This is a genomic window from Streptomyces sp. NPDC001002, from assembly GCF_053599215.1.
Window position 1 is genome coordinate 82,377 of sequence record NZ_JBSFLV010000001.1, and the last position, 15,728, is coordinate 98,104.

Here is a 15,728-nt window from a genome sequence, read left to right on the forward strand (position 1 = left end):
CCAGTCCCAGCCCCCGTCAGGGACTACTCCCGCTCCCCGGTCTCCGTCAGGTCGATCAACCGGCACACCGTCTCGATGTCGATCTTCACCTGGGCGATGGACGCGCGGCCCGACAGCCACGTGATGAGGGCCGAGTGCCAGGTGTGTTCGATGACGCGGACCGCGGAGAGCTGTTCCGGGGTCGGGTTCTCCAGGCCCATCGCGTCCAGGATGATCACCGTGGTCTGGCGGGAGACCTGGTCGACCTCGGGGGAGACGCTGCGGTCCGCGAAGGTCAGGGCGCGGACCATCGCGTCGGCCAGGTGCGGCTCGCGCTGCAGGGCGCGGAAGGCCCGCATCAGGGTCTCCGCGACCCGCTGCGCCGAGGTCTCGCCGGCCGGCGGCTTCTTGCGGAGCGTGCCGTGCATGTGCTCCAACTGGTCCTGCATGGTGGCGACCAGGAGGTGGACCTTGGACGGGAAGTACCGGTAGAGCGTGCCGAGGGCGACCTGGGAGGACTCCGCGACCTCCCGCATCTGCACCGCGTCGAAACCGCCCCGGCTCGCCAACTGCGCGCTCGCGTGCAGGATCCGCCGCCGCCGTGCCTCCTGGCGCTCGGTCAGCGGCGCGGCGGAGGGCAGGGAGGAAGACAGGGGCGACGACGGGGAGGGCGGCGGGGAGGTTCTGGCCTCCGCCTTGGCCGGCTTGGCTTCCGCAGGCATGGGTCCCGTTCCGTGACAGTCGGTGAGGGCGAGTGATCGGACCGATCATGACAGGGGCTCCGCCGTGGTGTGAATCACCTGATCCACTTCTCACGGCGCCCCTACCAGCCGGTAGATTCAGAGCCTCCTGGACGATCAAGTCTGAAACTTGTTCTAGATTAGCGTCCCGGCGTAATCTCGCGGGACAGTGCAGGCAGAAGGGGGCTCAGAGTGACCGCTGAGGCCAGTCAGGCGGGTCTCCAGGAAGACCTCGCCACAGACGGCGAGCGACCGCTCCGTATCGCACTCCTCACCTATAAAGGGAACCCGTTCTGCGGCGGCCAGGGCGTCTACGTCCGCCACCTCTCCCGCGAACTGGCCCGCCTCGGTCACCACGTCGAGGTCATCGGATCGCAGCCCTACCCAGTGCTCGACGAGGTCGAGGACCACGCGGGCCGGCTGAGCCTCACCGAGCTGCCGAGCCTGGACCTCTACCGCTCGCCGGACCCCTTCCGGACCCCGAAGCGCGACGAGTACCGCGACTGGATCGACGCCCTCGAAGTCGCCACGATGTGGACCGGCGGCTTCCCGGAGCCGCTGACCTTCTCCCTGCGGGCCCGCCGCCATCTGCGCGCCCGGCGCGGCGAGTTCGACGTCGTGCACGACAACCAGACCCTGGGATACGGGTTGTTGGGGGAGGTGGGCGCGCCGCTGGTGACGACCATCCATCACCCCATCACCGTGGACCGGCAGTTGGAGATCGACGCCGCCGAGAACTGGCGTCAGCGGCTGTCCAAGCGGCGCTGGTACGCCTTCACCCGCATGCAGCGCCGGGTCGCCCGCCGGCTGCCCTCGGTCCTCACCGTCTCGGGCACCTCCCGCGGGGAGATCGTCGACCAGCTGGGGGTGCGGGACGACCGTATCCACGTGGTGCACATCGGTGCGAACGCCGAGCTCTTCTCGCCCGACCCGTCGGTGCCCGTCGTACCGGGCCGGATCGTCACCACGTCCAGCGCGGACGTGCCCCTCAAGGGCCTGGTCTTCCTGGTCGAGGCGCTCGCCAAGGTCCGTACCGAACACCCCGACGCGCACCTCGTCGTCGTCGGCAAGCGGCCCGCCGAGGGGCCCGTCGCGCAGGCGATGGAGCGCTACGGGCTCGAAGGCGCCGTCGAGTTCGTCAAGGGCATCTCGGACGCCGAACTGGTCGACCTGATCCGCTCGGCGGAGGTCGCCTGCGTGCCGTCCCTGTACGAGGGCTTCTCGCTGCCGGCCGCCGAGGCCATGGCCACCGGCACCCCGCTGGTCGCGACGACGGGCGGCGCGATTCCCGAGGTGGCCGGTCCTGACGGGGAGACCTGTCTCGCGGTGCCGCCCGGCGATCCCGGGGCGCTGGCCGCGGGGCTGAGCCGGCTGCTGGGCGACCCGGAGCTGCGCGAGCGGCTCGGCCGGGCCGGACGTGAGCGGGTGCTGGCCCGCTTCACCTGGGCCCGGGCCGCCGAGGGCACGGTGGCCCGCTACCGCGAGGCGATCGCCGCCGCGGCCCACAGCTCCGGCCGCCCGGCGGCCGTCAGTGTTGCAGGCATCTCATCCGAAAGCAGGGCCACGTGCTGACCGTCGACTTCTCCCGGTTCCCGCTCGCGCCGGGCGACCGCGTCCTGGACCTCGGCTGCGGAGCCGGCCGGCACGCGTTCGAGTGCTACCGGCGCGGCGCCCGGGTCGTCGCGCTGGACCAGAACGGCGAGGAGATCCGCGAGGTCGCCAAGTGGTTCGCGGCGATGGAGGAAGCGGGCGAGGCACCGGCCGGCGCGACCGCGACCGCGATGGAGGGCGACGCTCTGGCGCTGCCCTTCCCCGACGAGTCGTTCGACGTCGTCATCATCTCCGAGGTGATGGAGCACATCCCCGACGACAAGGGCGTACTCGCCGAGATGGTACGGGTGTTGAAGCCCGGCGGCCGGATCGCGATCACCGTCCCGCGCTACGGCCCCGAGAAGGTCTGCTGGGCGCTGTCCGACGCGTACCACGAGGTCGAGGGCGGCCACATCCGCATCTACAAGGCCGACGAACTGCTCGCGAAGATGCGGGAGTCGGGCCTGCGCCCCTACGGCACGCACCACGCCCACGCCCTGCACTCGCCGTACTGGTGGCTGAAGTGCGCGTTCGGCGTCGACAACGACAAGGCGCTGCCCGTGCAGGCGTACCACAAGCTGCTGGTCTGGGACATCATGAAGAAACCCCTCGCCACCCGGGTCGCCGAACAGGCGCTGAACCCGCTGATCGGCAAGAGCTTCGTGGCCTACGCGACCAAGCCGCACCTGCCCGGCCTCGCCGAGGCGGCCGCCAAGTGACCACCCCCCGGACAGAACACCTCGTCCTGCCCGGGGTCCTCACCGCGGAGGAGGCCGCCGCGACCGTGCACGGCGTTCTCGCGGTGCAGCGGGAGGACGGGGCGATCCCGTGGTTCCGCGGGCACCACCTCGACCCGTGGGACCACACCGAGGCCGCGATGGCCTTGGACGCGGCCGGCGAGCACGAGGCCGCCGAGCGGGCCTACGAGTGGCTCGCACGGCACCAGAACGGGGACGGTTCCTGGTACGCGGCCTACGCCGACGGGGACTTCGCCGATGTCACCGACCGCGGCCGCGAGACGAACTTCGTGGCGTACGCGGCCGTCGGTGTCTGGCACCACTACCTCTCCACGGGCGACGACACGTTCCTGGACCGCATGTGGCCGACCGTGTACGCGGCCGTCGAGTACGTGCTGCGACTCCAGCAGCCCGGCGGGCAGATCGGCTGGAAGGGCGAGGACGACGGCAGCTTCACGTCGGACGCGCTGCTGACCGGGTCGTCCTCGGTGCACCACGCGCTGTGCTGCGCGCTCGCCATCGCCGAACAACGTGAAGAGCCGCAGCCCGACTGGGAGTTGGCGGTCGGCGCGCTGCGGCACGCGATCCGCCGGCACCCCGAGCGGTTCCTCGACAAGGACCGCTACTCGATGGACTGGTACTACCCGGTGCTGGGTGGGGCGTTGACCGGTACGGAGGCCAAGTCCCGGATAGAGGAGGGCTGGCAGCGCTTCGTGGTGCCCGGCCTCGGGGTGCGCTGCGTGGTCCCCAACCCGTGGGTGACGGGTGGCGAGTCGGCCGAACTCGCCCTCGCGCTCTGGGCGTTGGGCGAGTCCGACCGTGCGCTGGAGATCCTCCAGTCGATCCAGCACCTGCGCGATCCGGAGACCGGCCTGTACTGGACCGGATACGTCTTCGAGGACGAGACGGTCTGGCCCCAGGAACTCACCACCTGGACGGCCGGCTCGCTCCTCCTCGCGGTCGCCGCACTCGGCGGTCACGAGGCCACCTGCGCGGTGTTCGGCGGTGAACACCTGCCCAGGGGCCTGGACCCGGACTGCTGCGACTGAGGCGTCAGGCCGGTGTGTCAGTGGCGCTGCATGCGTCCGGCGATGGCGTGACCGATGAACAGGTAGACGACCGCTGCCAGTCCGTAGCCCGCGACCACACGTGCCCACGCCTCGTCGAAGGTGAACAGGTCGCGCGACCAGCCGGCCAGCCAGTAGGCCATGTTGTGGACGAACTGCACCAGGTCGTTGGCGCGGTTGGCGTCCAGGAGGTACATCAGAATCCACAGGCCCAGGATGAGGGCCATGACGTCGGCGACGATCGCTATGACCGCGCCGGCCCGATTGCCGCTGCTGTATCGAGACATGGTTTCCGGATTGCCGCCGGATCCAATATGAAACCGGATCGCATAGGAAACCCGGACGGCTTCTCCCGGGTGGCGCGCCGACCCTTCCCGGGTGAGGCTGTCGGAGGCAACGCCCGCTCGGGGAGGACACGCCGGAGGACTTCTCGTGCGCGTACCGATACAGCGCCTCGCAGTGGCGCTCACCCTGTGTTGTGCCCTGTTGGCCGGAGCCACCGCCTGCGGCAGCGGCGGCGGTGACAGGAGCGGCGCCCGGGAGACCACGGCCGCGGCCCCCGCCGTGGCCGTCGACCAGGCGGGCACCCCGAGCCCGAGCACCTCGGCCCAGCGCCAGAAGTTCGCCAAGACCCGCTTCGTGGCCAACGCGGGCCTCGCGGCCGGGGCTTCGTACCAGTGGATCGTGAAGCCCTGGAAGGCCGGCAAGTTCAAGAAGGGCGCCAAGGGCCGCAAGTTCGCGCTCGTCAAGGCGGGCCTCGCGGGCGGCTTCGCCTACAACCGGCTCAAGGCGGCCACCCGCAACGCGAAGGGCGACCCCACCCTCTCCAAGGCCCTGGCCCCGCTCACCGCCGGCATCGACTCCCTCAAGGACCTCCCGTCCAAGCTCCGCAAGGGCGACTCCACCGACGCGGTGGCCGGTTCCTTCGACGACATCATCAACAAGGTCAAGGACGCGGGAAAGAGCGCGGGCGCGGAGGTCACGAACAAGGTGCCGTCGGCGGGGCAACTCGCGGGCGGGTAAGAGCCCCTCGGCGCCTAGGTGTTCAGCTCCGCCAGTACCCGCAGGGTGTGTGGGTCGGGGGCGAGGGCCAGGAGGTCTGTCACCGGGCCCTTGCGCCACAACTCCAGGCGTTCCGCGATGCGTTCGCGGGGGCCGATCAGGGAGATCTCGTCGGCGAAGGCGTCCGGGACGGCCCGTACGGCCTCCTCGCGGCGGCCGGAGAGGAACAGTTCCTGGATGCGGCGGGCCTCCTCCTCGTACCCCATGCGGGCCATCAGGTCGGCGTGGAAGTTGCGGGCCGCGTGACCCATGCCGCCGATGTAGAAGCCGAGCATCATTTTGACCGGGAGGAGGCCTTCGGCGACGTCGTCGCAGACCTTCACCTGCGTCATGGGCGCGACGAGGAAGCCGTCGGGGAAGTCGGTCGTTCCGTACACCTCGGGCCGGCTCGGCGACCAGTACAGCGGCAGCCAGCCGTCCGCGATCCGGGTCGTCTGTGCCACGTTCTTCGGCCCCTCCGCGCCGAGCAGGATCGGCAGGTCGGCGCGGAGCGGGTGGGTGATCGGCTTCAGCGGCTTGCCGAGACCGGTGCCGTCCGCGCCGCGGTAGGGGTGGGAGTGGAATCGGCCGGCGAGCTCTACCGGGGCCTCCCGGCGCAGCACCTGCCGTACGACCTCTACGTACTCCCTGGTCGCCGTCAGCGGTGACTTGGGGAACGGCCGTCCGTACCAGCCCTCCACCACCTGCGGTCCCGACAGGCCGAGGCCGAGCATGACCCGGCCACCGGAGAGATGGTCGAGGGTGAGCGCGTGCATCGCCGTGGTGGTGGGGGAGCGGGCCGCCATCTGGGCAATGGCCGTACCCAGCTTGATCCTTGAGGTCTGCGCCGCGATCCAGGTGAGGGGCGTGAAGACGTCCGACCCCCACGACTCGGCGGTCCACACGGAGTCGTAGCCGAGCCGCTCCGCCTCCTGGGCGAGCGGTACATGGTCGGCGGAGGGGCCGCGCCCCCAGTAGCCGAGTGCCAGACCGAGCCGCATGCCTGCCTCCTGACGATCCGTCAGATACCGGGTGACCGCTGGCGACTGTACGACAACGGCCCCCCGCCGGGAAGGGCGAGGGGCCGTCGGGAAACTCCGCGGTGGGACTCAGCCGCGCTGGATGCCGCTCGTGTCCTGCAGTACGCCACGACGGCCGTCCTGCGTCTGCGCCACCAGGCTCGGACCGCGCTGCTCGACGGCCAAGTACCAGGTGCCGGGCGCCAGTTCGGCGATCGGCGACGGCGAACCGTCCTCCGCGAACAGAGGGCGCGGCACCGGCACGGCGAACCAGAACGGCGCGAACTCCCCGGCCGGCTGCGGCGGCTGGGCGGCGGGCGCCGGCTGACCACCGTAGGGCTGACCCGGCTGCGGCTGACCGCCGTACGGCTGGGGCTGCTGCGGCTGCTGCGCGCCGGGGTAGCCGTAACCGCCGGGCGGCTGGGCGCCGTAGGGCTGGGGCGTGGCGGGCTTGGGAGCCGGGAGCAGAGCCGCCTGCAGCGGGGGCAGGAGCGGGGTGGCGATGGCGCCGCCGGCCAGGATGAGCGCGGCGAGGAAGCCGAGGATGAGACCGATGGCGGCGCTCGCGCCCTCCGGGACATCCACCAGCGTCCAGAACATGGCCCACGCGGCGAGGACCGTGAACGCCACACCGACCGTGCCGAGATCCAGGCCGAGGATCTTGCGCGGTTGCGGCAGCGCACGGTTGACGACGATCAGGGCGGCGCCGATGACTCCGCCCATGTACACGCCGAGGCCCGTGCCGAGGTTTTCCCACGCGTTCGCGTCGAGGTTGAATCCGTCGGCGGAGTAGAACTTGAGGAACGACGCGATGAACAGCAATACCGCTGCCCCGATCACCACGCCGTCGCCCCGAGTGAGGGAGCGGATATTCACTTCAGGTCCTTCGTAGGTCGTCACGTCGTCGGTAGACCCTATCGTCCACCCGACCTGGGTGTCCGCCGGGATCCGCCCGCCGATCAGGAACCGCGCAGGAAACTCACGATTCCCTCAGAGATTCCCTGCGCCGCCTTCTGTCGCCAGGCGCCGCTGGTGAGCAGTGCCGCGTCCTTGCTATCGCGCATGTTCCCGCATTCGATGAACACCTTGGGAACCGTTGACAGATTGAGACCCCCGAGGTCCGTGCGCGTGACCAGTCCGGTGCCGTCGCCGATGTAGTTGGACGGGGCACTGCCGGTCGCACGAAGGAAGTTGCCCGCGACGCGCTCACCGAGATCGGCCGAAGGGGCGACGATCTTACGGGTGTCGGCGGCACCGGCGTGCACGGAGCCCGGCAGGATCACGTGGAAGCCGCGGTTGCCGACGGCGGCGCCGTCCGCGTGGATGGAGATCGCCGCGTCGGCGTTGGCCTTGTTCCCGATCTCGGCCCGCTCGTCCACGCACGGCCCCCACGGCCGGTCCCCGTCCTGCGTGAACTTCACCGTGGCGCCCTGCTTCTCCAGCAGCGTGGCCAGCCGCCGCGAGACGTCCAGCGTGAACTGGGCTTCCGGATAGCCGGAGTTGGTGGACGTCCCCGTGGTGTCGCATTCCTTGGAGTTCGTGCCGATGTTCACCTTGCGGTTGATCTCGGCCGTGTGCCGGAAGTTGGTCGGATTGTGCCCCGGGTCGATGACGACGACCTTGCCCCGGAGCGGGGTTGATCCGGCGGGCGCGGAGGTACCGGGCGTCGTACTCGCCCCCGGCTGCTTGTCGTCGTCCGTGGCGGAACCGGCGGGGGAGGAGGGCGCGGACGCGGAGTCGGAGGCAGGGCTGCTGTAGGCCGACGCCGAGGTGGACGTTCCCACCCCCGCCTGGTCCGACCCGCCGCCGTCGCCGGAGCCCCCCACCGCCTCGTACACGAGCCACCCGAGCAGCGCCCCCGGCACCAGCGCGGCGACCGCGACGGTCAGGGGACGGCGACGGGAACGGCGGGGCTGGGGAGGATCGAAGTCCGGGCCTACGTACGACACGCAGCCACCCTAGCGGCCGTCGCGTCCTTGCCCCCGCATCCCCGCCTGCGTCCGCCGCAGCACCCGCAGTGAGCCGGTCGGCGGGAGTTCGGTGAAGGCGCCGGACTCCAGGGCGCGGAGGTAGACGCGGTACGGGGCCTGGCCGGTGAACTCGTCCTTCGGGTCCGGGAAGACGTCGTGGATGAGCAGGAGGCCGCCCTCGGCGACGTGCGGGGCCCAGCCCTCGTAGTCGGCGGTGGCGTGTTCGTCGGTGTGGCCGCCGTCGATGAAGACGAGGGCGAGGGGGGAGTTCCAGAACTTCGCGATCTGCGGCGAGCGGCCGACCAGCGCGACCACGTGGTCCTCCAGGCCCGCCCGGTGCAGGGTCCTGCGGAAGGTCGGCAGCGTGTCCATCAGGCCCAGCTCCGGGTCGACCGTCTCCGGGTCGTGGTACTCCCAGCCCGGCTGCTGCTCCTCGCTGCCGCGGTGGTGGTCGACGGTGAGCGCGGTGACGCCGGCCTGCCGGGCCGCGTCGGCGAGCAGGACGGTGGAACGGCCGCAGTACGTGCCCACTTCGAGCAGCGGCAGCCCGAGCGCACCCGCCTCGACGGCGGCCCCGTACAGGGCGAGGCCCTCATCGACGGGCATGAAGCCCTTCGCCGCCTCGAACGCGGCCAGGATCTCGGGCTTGGGGGCCGCGGGCATGGGGACTGTCCTCTCGAGCGTGGTCGTACGAGTGGTCGTACGTGTATCCGGGCCGCCCATGCTGCCGCACCCCCTGCCGGGGAGGCGACAGGGGGTGCGGACGTATGTGTTCAGGGTGCGGTGTCAGGGGGCGTCGGAGATGTCGAGCTTGTTCGTCTTGATGCGGGTGGTGTCGAACTCCCAGACGACCCAGAACTTGCCGGGCGCGTACTCGTCGGCCATGGGGTAGGTGTCCCAGCCCTTACCGGTGCCGGATCCGGGATCCAGCTCGTCGCTCGACGGGCCGCTGGCGAAGAACTTGTAGGGGCTCCAGATGTCCGAGTCGGGGCGTTTGGTCTCGTAGTCGAGGATGTCGCGGGTGCTCGAACCCTCACCGGAGTTGTAGATGTACAAGTACTGACCGTTGCTGTCCGTGGTGAAGAAGCTCCTGGCGATGTTGTCGCTCGGCAGGAAGGGGTCGTCCGTGAAGGCGGACCAGCTCTCGCCGCCGTCGTCGCTCACGGACGTCGCGGCACCGGCCGCCGAGTCACGGGCGACCATGAACAGCTGGTTCTTCGGTTTGCTCGTACCTGCCGGTACCTGCAAGTAGCCGATCTGGTTCTCGCCCACCGTGAGCGCCGCCCCGCTTCTGCTGCCGCCCTGCCTCCAGGTGCGCAGGTCCGAGGAGATCAGCGTCCCGTTCTCCCGTCCCGACGACCAGTACGGCATGACGTAGCTCCCGTCGTCCCGCTGGAGCGGGTGGCCGGAGAAGACCAGGTTGGTCTTGCTCGGCACGCTGAGCGAGGAGTCCTGCCAGGTGTGGCCCTGGTCGGTGCTGGTCTTGAGGAAGGTGCCGTTGATCGGGAGGCCGTTGTTGTTGATCCCGTCGCCGTCGGTCTCGCTGTCGTCCGCGATCGGGGTGCGCCCCAGGTAGGCGTACAGCGTGCTGCCCGCCTGGTAGAGGATGACGTAGTGCCAGGCGTACTGGTCCGTCTCCTGGGCCAGCGTCTGGGGGCGGCTCCAGTGGGCTCCGCCGTCGGTCGTGTACGCGTACCGCATGTAGCCCATGTCCACGTTGCCGGGCCGCAGGCCCTCCCGCCAGACCACGACCGCGTTGTTCGCGCTCGTGGCGACGATGTCCGGGGTGCGCGTGCCGTCGCCCTTGCTCGCGCGGTTGACGTAGACGGTCGACTCGTCCGAGATACCCGCGGCGGAGGCGGGGCGGGGCAGGAGCAGGCCGGTCAGCACCGCCAGCACGACCGCGGTCAGGAGAACGGGCCAGGCCCGTCGGCGCGTCACCACAGCCACTGCTCGTTCACGTTGTCCGTGCAGGTCCACTGGACGGCTTCCGTTCCGGGGGTCGGGCTGCTGCTGGGGATGGCGAGGCAGTAGTCGCTCTGCACGTTCCGCAGCCGGTCCCAGCTGTCGTGGATCCAGACCTGGCCGGTGCCGACGCTGCATGGTTGCTGGGCGACCTTCGCGCCGAGGGCCGTGCTCACGGGGGTGAGGCACTTGCCGCTCGCCTTGTTGCTCACCTGGTAGCCGCCGGTCACGGCCTCGAGCGACCAGTAGTTGCTGGCGCTGTTGCTGCACGCCCACTGGATCATCACGGCGCCGTTGGCCGCGTCGGAGTTGGAGTCGGCCAGGCAGAAACCGGTGGCCATGTTGTAGAGGCGCGCCGAGACGACGTCCTGGTCGTACCAGGTCCAGCGCTGGTCCGTGCTCGTCGAGCAGGTCGACTGGACGACCGCGGCCCCGTTGGCGGTACTGGAGCCGGGGATCGACAGGCACAGGTCGCTGTTCAGGTTCCGCAGCCGGTTCCAGCTGTCGTAGATCCAGACCTGTTCGGTACCGGTGTCGCTGCACGGCCACTGGACGGCCTGTACGCCCTCGGTCGTGCTCGCGTGGGGTATGGCGATGCACTGGCCGCTGTTCCGGTTCACGACTCGGTAGCGGTCTCCGTTGCCACCCGGCACCGGCGTGAATCCCCAGTCCTCGTCGTCATTGGGGTCGCAGGTCCACTGGACCAGGGGCGTGCCGTTGTCCTTGCTGGAGGTGGGTACGGCAAGGCAGCGGCCGGAGTTGACGTTGGCGAGGTTCCGCCAGGCACCCTCCGCGCCGGCCGGCGGGGCGAACACCAGCGTCCACACGACCGTCGCGGCGAGCACGCACAGTGCCACGGCGGTGGCCATGACGACGTTCCTCGGATTCTTCAGGGGCATGACATCGTTTTCACGGACATGAGAGGTACGACTCCTCTGCCTCTGCCGATGGGATCGGTCGAGCGAGTGCCCGATCAGCATGCGAGGTGTCCACCGAGGCTGTCGTTAACGATGCGTCGCCTGCGACTTCGCAACGCGTCGACTGCCGGACAGGGCCTGGAACCGGAACTCCTTGGGCGAGGTCCCGTAAGCGGCGCGGAAGGCGCGGGTGAAGTCCGAGGCGCGCGGCACACCCCAGCGGGCGGCGATGGTGTGGATCGGTGTGTCGCGTAAGGCGGGGTCCGCGAGGTCGCGGCGGGCTCCCTCCATCCGCCGGTCCCGGATCCACCTCGCGACCGTCTCGCCCTGCGTCTGCTGCCCGAACAGCCGGTGCAGATAGCTGACGGAGATGTGGTGCGCGGCGGCGATCACCGGCGGGGTCAGCCCCGGGTCGTGCAGGTTCTGCCGGATGAACGCCTGGACCCGTACGGTCAGGGCCCGGCCGCGGGTCTCCGGCGACAGCGCGGCCTCCGCCTCCAGCGGCCGCGCGAACCAGACCGACAGCAGGTCGAGCAGGATCGTGCCCAGCCTCGGTGCGTCGGACGGATCGAGGACGGCGGACTGCCGGTTCAGGCCCGTCAGGAAGTCGGCCACCAAGGCGCTCGTGCCCTCGCGCGCCGACATGCGTCGGCCCACCAGTTCCCGGACCCGGTCCGGTGACACGGGCAGCAGCGCCTTGGGGAAGCGCACACTCACCCCGCTGACGGCCTGACGGTCCCCGGTGTACCGGGAGCGAAGGTCGTAGGGCAGCGAGCTGTCCGACACCCACATGTCGCCCGGGCCGTAGAAGCTGTTCCGCCCCGCGTGGTCGAGGCTGAGTCCGCCCCCGAGCACCAGCGAGAGCTGGTACTGCTCGGGGTCGGACCGCCGGATCAGCTTCGTGTCGCGCCGGTAGCGTGTGGGGAGGAACGACGAGGGCCACACGATCATCGGGCCCAGCCGCAACACCCGTTGCTCCGCCCAGTATTCGGCCGCGTGGTCACTGGTCACCACGCTGGGCGCGAGCGTCCGGGCCATCAACTCCCGCCAGTAGTCGAATCTGTGCTCCACGGGCACGTCCGTGCTCCGGAAAACCGTCCCGATCATGCTCGGCCCCCGCCTCGGGTTTTCGACACATTCCAGCCACCGCCCGCTGAGCACGGGCGGACAGCGGGACAACGCGCGGCGAACTCCGGTGGTCCATCGGGCAACGGCGGGGGCGGCCGGTGATCGTCAGGTCAGGGAGCGGGAACCGTCTCCGAAGGCAGCGACAGATCCAGATCCACCGGACGCTCCTCGCCGCCGTGCGTCGCCGACGACGCCAGCGGACCGTGGCCCGTCGCCCGTGCGGCGAGGACGTACGCGCCCCCGGACGGCACGGCGAGTACGTAGCCGCCGTCCTCGTCGGAGACCGTCGCGCCCGCCTGCCGTCCCCGGCGGTCGATCAGCGTGACCTTGGCGCGGGCGACCGGGGAGCCGCCGGCGTCCAGGACCCGGCCGCGGAAGCCGCGCAGGATCTGCTCGGCGCGCTCCAGGTTGGTCTCCTCGTCGCTGCTGAAGTTCAGCTGCGGGGCCCGGTTGGGCTTGGGCAGGAACAGGGCCATCAGCAGGCCGATCGCCACCGCGCCGGTCGCGATCAGGAAGGAGACGCGGAAGCCGTGCATGGTCGGGATCGCGACGCCGTTGACGTTGTTCGCGGTGTTCGCCAGCACCATGCCGATGACGGCGCTCGACACCGACGTACCGATCGAACGCATCAGGGTGTTGAGGCCGTTGGCCGCGCCCGTCTCCGAGGCCGGGACCGCGCCGACGATCAGCGCGGGCAGCGAGGAGTACGCGAGGCCGATGCCGGCGCCGAGGACGACCGCGATGACCAGGCTCTGCCAGGCGGCGCTCATCAGGCCGATGCCCGCGCCGTAGCCGATGCCGATGATGATCATGCCGAGGATCAGGGTGACCTTGGGGCCGTACTTCGCCGAGAGACGGGCGTAGACCGGGGCCGTGAACATCATCGTCAGACCCAGGGGCGCCACCAGCAGGCCGGCGCTGACCATCGACTGGCCGAGACCGTAGCCGGTGGCCTTCGGGAGCTGGAGCAGCTGGGGCAGGACGAGCGAGACGACGTAGAAGCTGACGCCGACCATGATCGACGCGAGGTTGGTGAAGAGGACGGCCGGGCGGGCCGTGGTGCGCAGGTCGACCAGGGGGGCCTTGAGGCGCAGCTCCATCACGCCCCACAGGAGCAGGACGGCGGCGGACGCGGCGAACAGGCCGAGCGTGGTGGTGGACGTCCAGCCCCAGTCGCTGCCCTTGGTGATCGGCAGCAGGAAGAGGACCAGACCGACGGAGAGACCGATCGCGCCCAGGACGTCGAAGGTGCCTTCGGCGCGCGCGGGGGACTCCGGTACGACGAGGAGGGTGAGGCCGATGGCGAGCACACCGAGGCCGGCGGCGCCGTAGAAGAGGGCGTGCCAGTCCATGTGCTGCGCGACCAGGGCCGCCGCGGGCAGCGCGAGGCCGCCGCCGACGCCGATCGAGGAGCTCATCAGGGCCATCGCCGAGCCGAGCTTCTCGCGGGGCAGCATGTCGCGCATCAGGCCGATGCCCAGGGGTATCGCGCCCATCGCGAACCCTTGCAGGGTCCGGCCGGCGATCATCGTGAGCAGGTCGCTGGTGAGGGCGCTGACCAGCGCGCCGACCACCATGACGGAGAGGCTGAGGATCAGCATCCGCCGCTTGCCGTACAGGTCGCCGAGCCGGCCCATGATCGGGGTGGCCACGGCGCCCGAGAGCAGCGTCGAGGTCAGGACCCAGGTCGCGTTGCTGGGCTCGGTGTCCAGCAGCTGCGGCAGGTCCTTGATGACCGGGACGAGCAGGGTCTGCATCACCGCGACAACGATGCCCGCGAAGGCGAGCACCGGGACCACGGCCCCGCTGGCTGCCCGGGCGGGCTTTTCGTTGATCGTGTGGGTCATGAGGTGAGGCCTCCAGAAGAGATAAGTGCTGGGTAAACCTCGTATGCATGGGCAACTATTCCGTTGCTTCGCGCCTCTAATCAATTCTTGACCATGTCATGAGGGTCTGAGGGTCTGTCAGGTTTCGGAAGGACTAGGACCAGGGGTCCAGGGCCGGTGCGGCGAAATCCCGATGCAAGGGGCGCAGGCGGGTTGAGAGTATGACACCCATGCTCGAAGCCGCAGACGCAACCCGAATAGGCCGCCGCACCGCACCGCCCACCTGGCTGGTGGTGGCGCTGGCCTGTGCGGGGCAGTTCCTGGTCGTGCTGGACGTGTCGGTCGTGAACGTGGCGCTGCCGTCGATGCGGACTGACCTCGGGCTGAGCGCGCAGGGACTGCAGTGGGTGGTCAACGCGTACGCGATCGCCTTCGCCGGGTTCATGCTGCTGGGCGGCCGGGCCGGGGACCTGTACGGCCGCAAGCGGATGTTCCTCGTCGGGCTCGCCCTGTTCACGCTCGCCTCGCTGGGCGGCGGGCTCGCCCAGCAGGGGCCGGAGCTGCTGGTCGCGCGGGCCGTGCAGGGACTCGGCGCCGCCGTCCTCGCGCCCTCGACGCTGACCATCCTCACCGCGGCCGTCCCCGAGGGCGCCGCACGCGCGCGTGCCATCGCGACCTGGACCGCGGTCGGCGCGGGCGGCGGGGCCGCGGGCGGGCTCGTCGGCGGGGCGCTGGTGGACGGGCTGTCGTGGCGGTGGGTGCTGCTGATCAACGTGCCGATCGGGGCGGTCGTGCTGGCCGGCGCGTACCGGTGGCTCGCGGAGAGCCGCAACGGCGACGGGCGGCGCCTCGACCTGCCGGGCGCGGTCCTGGTCACGGCCGGGCTCGCCACCCTCGCCTACGGCATCTCGCAGACCGAACGGGAAGGCTGGACCGCGGCGGCCACCTTGATACCCCTGTTCGCCGGCATCGCGCTGATTGCGCTCTTCCTGCTGGTCGAGGCGCGTACGGCCGCCCCGCTGATGCCGCTCGGACTGTTCCGGTCGCGCGCGGTGTCGTCGTCGAACGTGGCGATGTTCATCGCCGGCTCCGCGATGTTCTGCATGTGGTTCTTCATGACCCTGTACGCCCAGAACGTGCTCGGCTACTCCCCGCTGGAGGCCGGTCTCGCCCTCGTGCCCAGCTCCCTCGCGGTGCTCGTCGGTTCCAAGTCCGCGCCCCGCTTCCTGCCCCTGCTCGGCGCGCGCAACGTGGCCGCGCTCGGCGCCCTGATCGCGGCGAGCGGCTTCGCCTGGCAGTCGGCGATGACCGCACGCGGCGACTACCTCACCGAGATCATGTTCCCCGGGATCCTGATGATGCTGGGCGCGGGACTGACGGCGACCCCGCTCGCCGCGCTCGCCACGTCGGGCGCGGCGCCCGGCGAGGCCGGCCTGGTCTCCGGACTGATCAACACCTCGCGCACGATGGGCGGTTCGCTCGGCCTCGCGGTCATGTCGACCATCGCGGCGGCACGGACGGGATCGAGCGGGACGCCGGAGGCACTGACGGAGGGGTACGCGCTGGTGTTCCGCACGGGCGCGGGGGTGCTGCTCGCGGGAACGGTGCTCATGCTGGTGTGGCTGCCGCGGAAGGTACGGCCGAGGGGCGAGCCGCTGAAGAACGAGGCGTCCGGCGAGGCGGCGGGCGGAGACCAGGGCGGTGACCCGGCCGGGGAAATTTCGACGAGTTCGGCTGGGTGAGGCAACG

15 protein-coding genes are annotated in these 15,728 nt (G+C 70.5%); 5 read left to right on the forward strand and 10 right to left on the reverse strand.

Translation table 11 applies throughout. The features are described 5' to 3' along the window. Positions 1-23: 23 nt before the first annotated feature. Positions 24-701 carry a TetR family transcriptional regulator gene (locus ACWDR3_RS00415; protein WP_450349563.1) on the reverse strand — a complete coding sequence of 226 codons (678 nt, stop codon included), beginning with the start codon at positions 699-701 and terminating at the stop codon, positions 24-26. 210 nt (positions 702-911) lie between these two features. On the opposite strand from ACWDR3_RS00415, the gene ACWDR3_RS00420 reads away from it, so the two are divergent. From ACWDR3_RS00420 to ACWDR3_RS00430, 3 genes are read left to right on the forward strand one after another with little or no spacing between them, the layout of a single operon-like run. Then, complete coding sequence (locus ACWDR3_RS00420) at positions 912-2,291, forward strand: glycosyltransferase family 4 protein (RefSeq protein ID WP_450349564.1); 1,380 nt, start codon at positions 912-914, stop codon at positions 2,289-2,291. Next, positions 2,285-3,028, forward strand: a complete 744-nt coding sequence (locus ACWDR3_RS00425) for a class I SAM-dependent methyltransferase (RefSeq protein WP_402348276.1) — start codon at positions 2,285-2,287, stop codon at positions 3,026-3,028. Before ACWDR3_RS00420 ends, ACWDR3_RS00425 begins: the two co-directional genes overlap by 7 nt. Then, complete coding sequence (locus ACWDR3_RS00430; protein WP_450349565.1) at positions 3,025-4,095, forward strand: prenyltransferase/squalene oxidase repeat-containing protein; 1,071 nt, start codon at positions 3,025-3,027, stop codon at positions 4,093-4,095. The genes ACWDR3_RS00425 and ACWDR3_RS00430 overlap by 4 nt, the downstream gene beginning before the upstream one ends. 17 nt (positions 4,096-4,112) lie before the next feature. Here the strand turns inward: ACWDR3_RS00430 and ACWDR3_RS00435 are convergent, their stop codons facing one another. Further along, positions 4,113-4,400 (reverse strand): hypothetical protein, encoded by a 288-nt coding sequence (locus tag ACWDR3_RS00435; RefSeq protein ID WP_123999533.1) that lies wholly within the window; start codon positions 4,398-4,400, stop codon positions 4,113-4,115. A 145-nt stretch (positions 4,401-4,545) separates the two neighbouring features. Between ACWDR3_RS00435 and ACWDR3_RS00440 the strand changes: the two genes are divergently transcribed. After that, positions 4,546-5,136: a hypothetical protein gene (locus ACWDR3_RS00440; RefSeq protein ID WP_450349566.1), complete on the forward strand. Its 591-nt coding sequence runs from the start codon at positions 4,546-4,548 to the stop codon at positions 5,134-5,136. A 14-nt stretch (positions 5,137-5,150) separates the two neighbouring features. Here the strand turns inward: ACWDR3_RS00440 and ACWDR3_RS00445 are convergent, their stop codons facing one another. The 8 genes from ACWDR3_RS00445 to ACWDR3_RS00480 form a co-directional block, all read right to left on the reverse strand. Continuing rightward, complete coding sequence (locus tag ACWDR3_RS00445; RefSeq protein ID WP_450349567.1) at positions 5,151-6,155, reverse strand: LLM class F420-dependent oxidoreductase; 1,005 nt, start codon at positions 6,153-6,155, stop codon at positions 5,151-5,153. A gap of 108 nt (positions 6,156-6,263) precedes the next feature. Beyond that, entirely contained in the window at positions 6,264-7,049 is a 786-nt protein-coding gene (locus ACWDR3_RS00450; RefSeq protein WP_450349569.1) for a hypothetical protein, read from the reverse strand. Between the two features lie 83 nt (positions 7,050-7,132). Further along, positions 7,133-8,122 (reverse strand): N-acetylmuramoyl-L-alanine amidase, encoded by a 990-nt coding sequence (locus ACWDR3_RS00455; protein ID WP_450349571.1) that lies wholly within the window; start codon positions 8,120-8,122, stop codon positions 7,133-7,135. A 9-nt stretch (positions 8,123-8,131) separates the two neighbouring features. Continuing rightward, on the reverse strand, positions 8,132-8,806 hold the full coding sequence (locus ACWDR3_RS00460) for a class I SAM-dependent methyltransferase (RefSeq protein WP_450349573.1): 675 nt from the start codon (positions 8,804-8,806) through the stop codon (positions 8,132-8,134). A gap of 123 nt (positions 8,807-8,929) precedes the next feature. Continuing rightward, positions 8,930-10,084, reverse strand: a complete 1,155-nt coding sequence (locus tag ACWDR3_RS00465) for a sialidase family protein (protein ID WP_450349574.1) — start codon at positions 10,082-10,084, stop codon at positions 8,930-8,932. Next, a complete protein-coding gene (locus ACWDR3_RS00470; RefSeq protein ID WP_450349576.1) occupies positions 10,081-10,977 on the reverse strand; it encodes an RICIN domain-containing protein in 897 nt (298 codons plus the stop codon). The genes ACWDR3_RS00465 and ACWDR3_RS00470 overlap by 4 nt, the downstream gene beginning before the upstream one ends. Before the next feature lie 135 nt (positions 10,978-11,112). Further along, the gene (locus tag ACWDR3_RS00475; RefSeq protein ID WP_450349577.1) at positions 11,113-12,132 is read right to left on the reverse strand and encodes a helix-turn-helix domain-containing protein; all 1,020 of its coding nucleotides are present in this window, start codon (positions 12,130-12,132) and stop codon (positions 11,113-11,115) included. Between the two features lie 131 nt (positions 12,133-12,263). Continuing rightward, entirely contained in the window at positions 12,264-14,000 is a 1,737-nt protein-coding gene (locus ACWDR3_RS00480) for an MFS transporter (RefSeq protein ID WP_450349579.1), read from the reverse strand. 209 nt (positions 14,001-14,209) lie between these two features. Here ACWDR3_RS00480 and ACWDR3_RS00485 point away from each other — a divergent pair, with 209 nt between their 5' ends. Continuing rightward, on the forward strand, positions 14,210-15,721 hold the full coding sequence (locus ACWDR3_RS00485) for an MFS transporter (protein WP_450349581.1): 1,512 nt from the start codon (positions 14,210-14,212) through the stop codon (positions 15,719-15,721). Positions 15,722-15,728 lie beyond the last annotated feature (7 nt).

What these genes read in the sequence shown, in the direction of transcription:
- ACWDR3_RS00485 (WP_450349581.1), top strand. Translation starts at nt 14,210, where the DNA reads ATGCTCGAAGCCGCAGACGCAACCCGAATAGGCCGCCGCACCGCACCG.
- ACWDR3_RS00460 (WP_450349573.1), bottom strand. Translation starts at nt 8,806, where the DNA reads ATGCCCGCGGCCCCCAAGCCCGAGATCCTGGCCGCGTTCGAGGCGGCG.
- ACWDR3_RS00435 (WP_123999533.1), bottom strand. Translation starts at nt 4,400, where the DNA reads ATGTCTCGATACAGCAGCGGCAATCGGGCCGGCGCGGTCATAGCGATC.
- ACWDR3_RS00445 (WP_450349567.1), bottom strand. Translation starts at nt 6,155, where the DNA reads ATGCGGCTCGGTCTGGCACTCGGCTACTGGGGGCGCGGCCCCTCCGCC.
- ACWDR3_RS00470 (WP_450349576.1), bottom strand. Translation starts at nt 10,977, where the DNA reads ATGGCCACCGCCGTGGCACTGTGCGTGCTCGCCGCGACGGTCGTGTGG.
- ACWDR3_RS00480 (WP_450349579.1), bottom strand. Translation starts at nt 14,000, where the DNA reads ATGACCCACACGATCAACGAAAAGCCCGCCCGGGCAGCCAGCGGGGCC.
- ACWDR3_RS00415 (WP_450349563.1), bottom strand. Translation starts at nt 701, where the DNA reads ATGCCTGCGGAAGCCAAGCCGGCCAAGGCGGAGGCCAGAACCTCCCCG.
- ACWDR3_RS00475 (WP_450349577.1), bottom strand. Translation starts at nt 12,132, where the DNA reads ATGATCGGGACGGTTTTCCGGAGCACGGACGTGCCCGTGGAGCACAGA.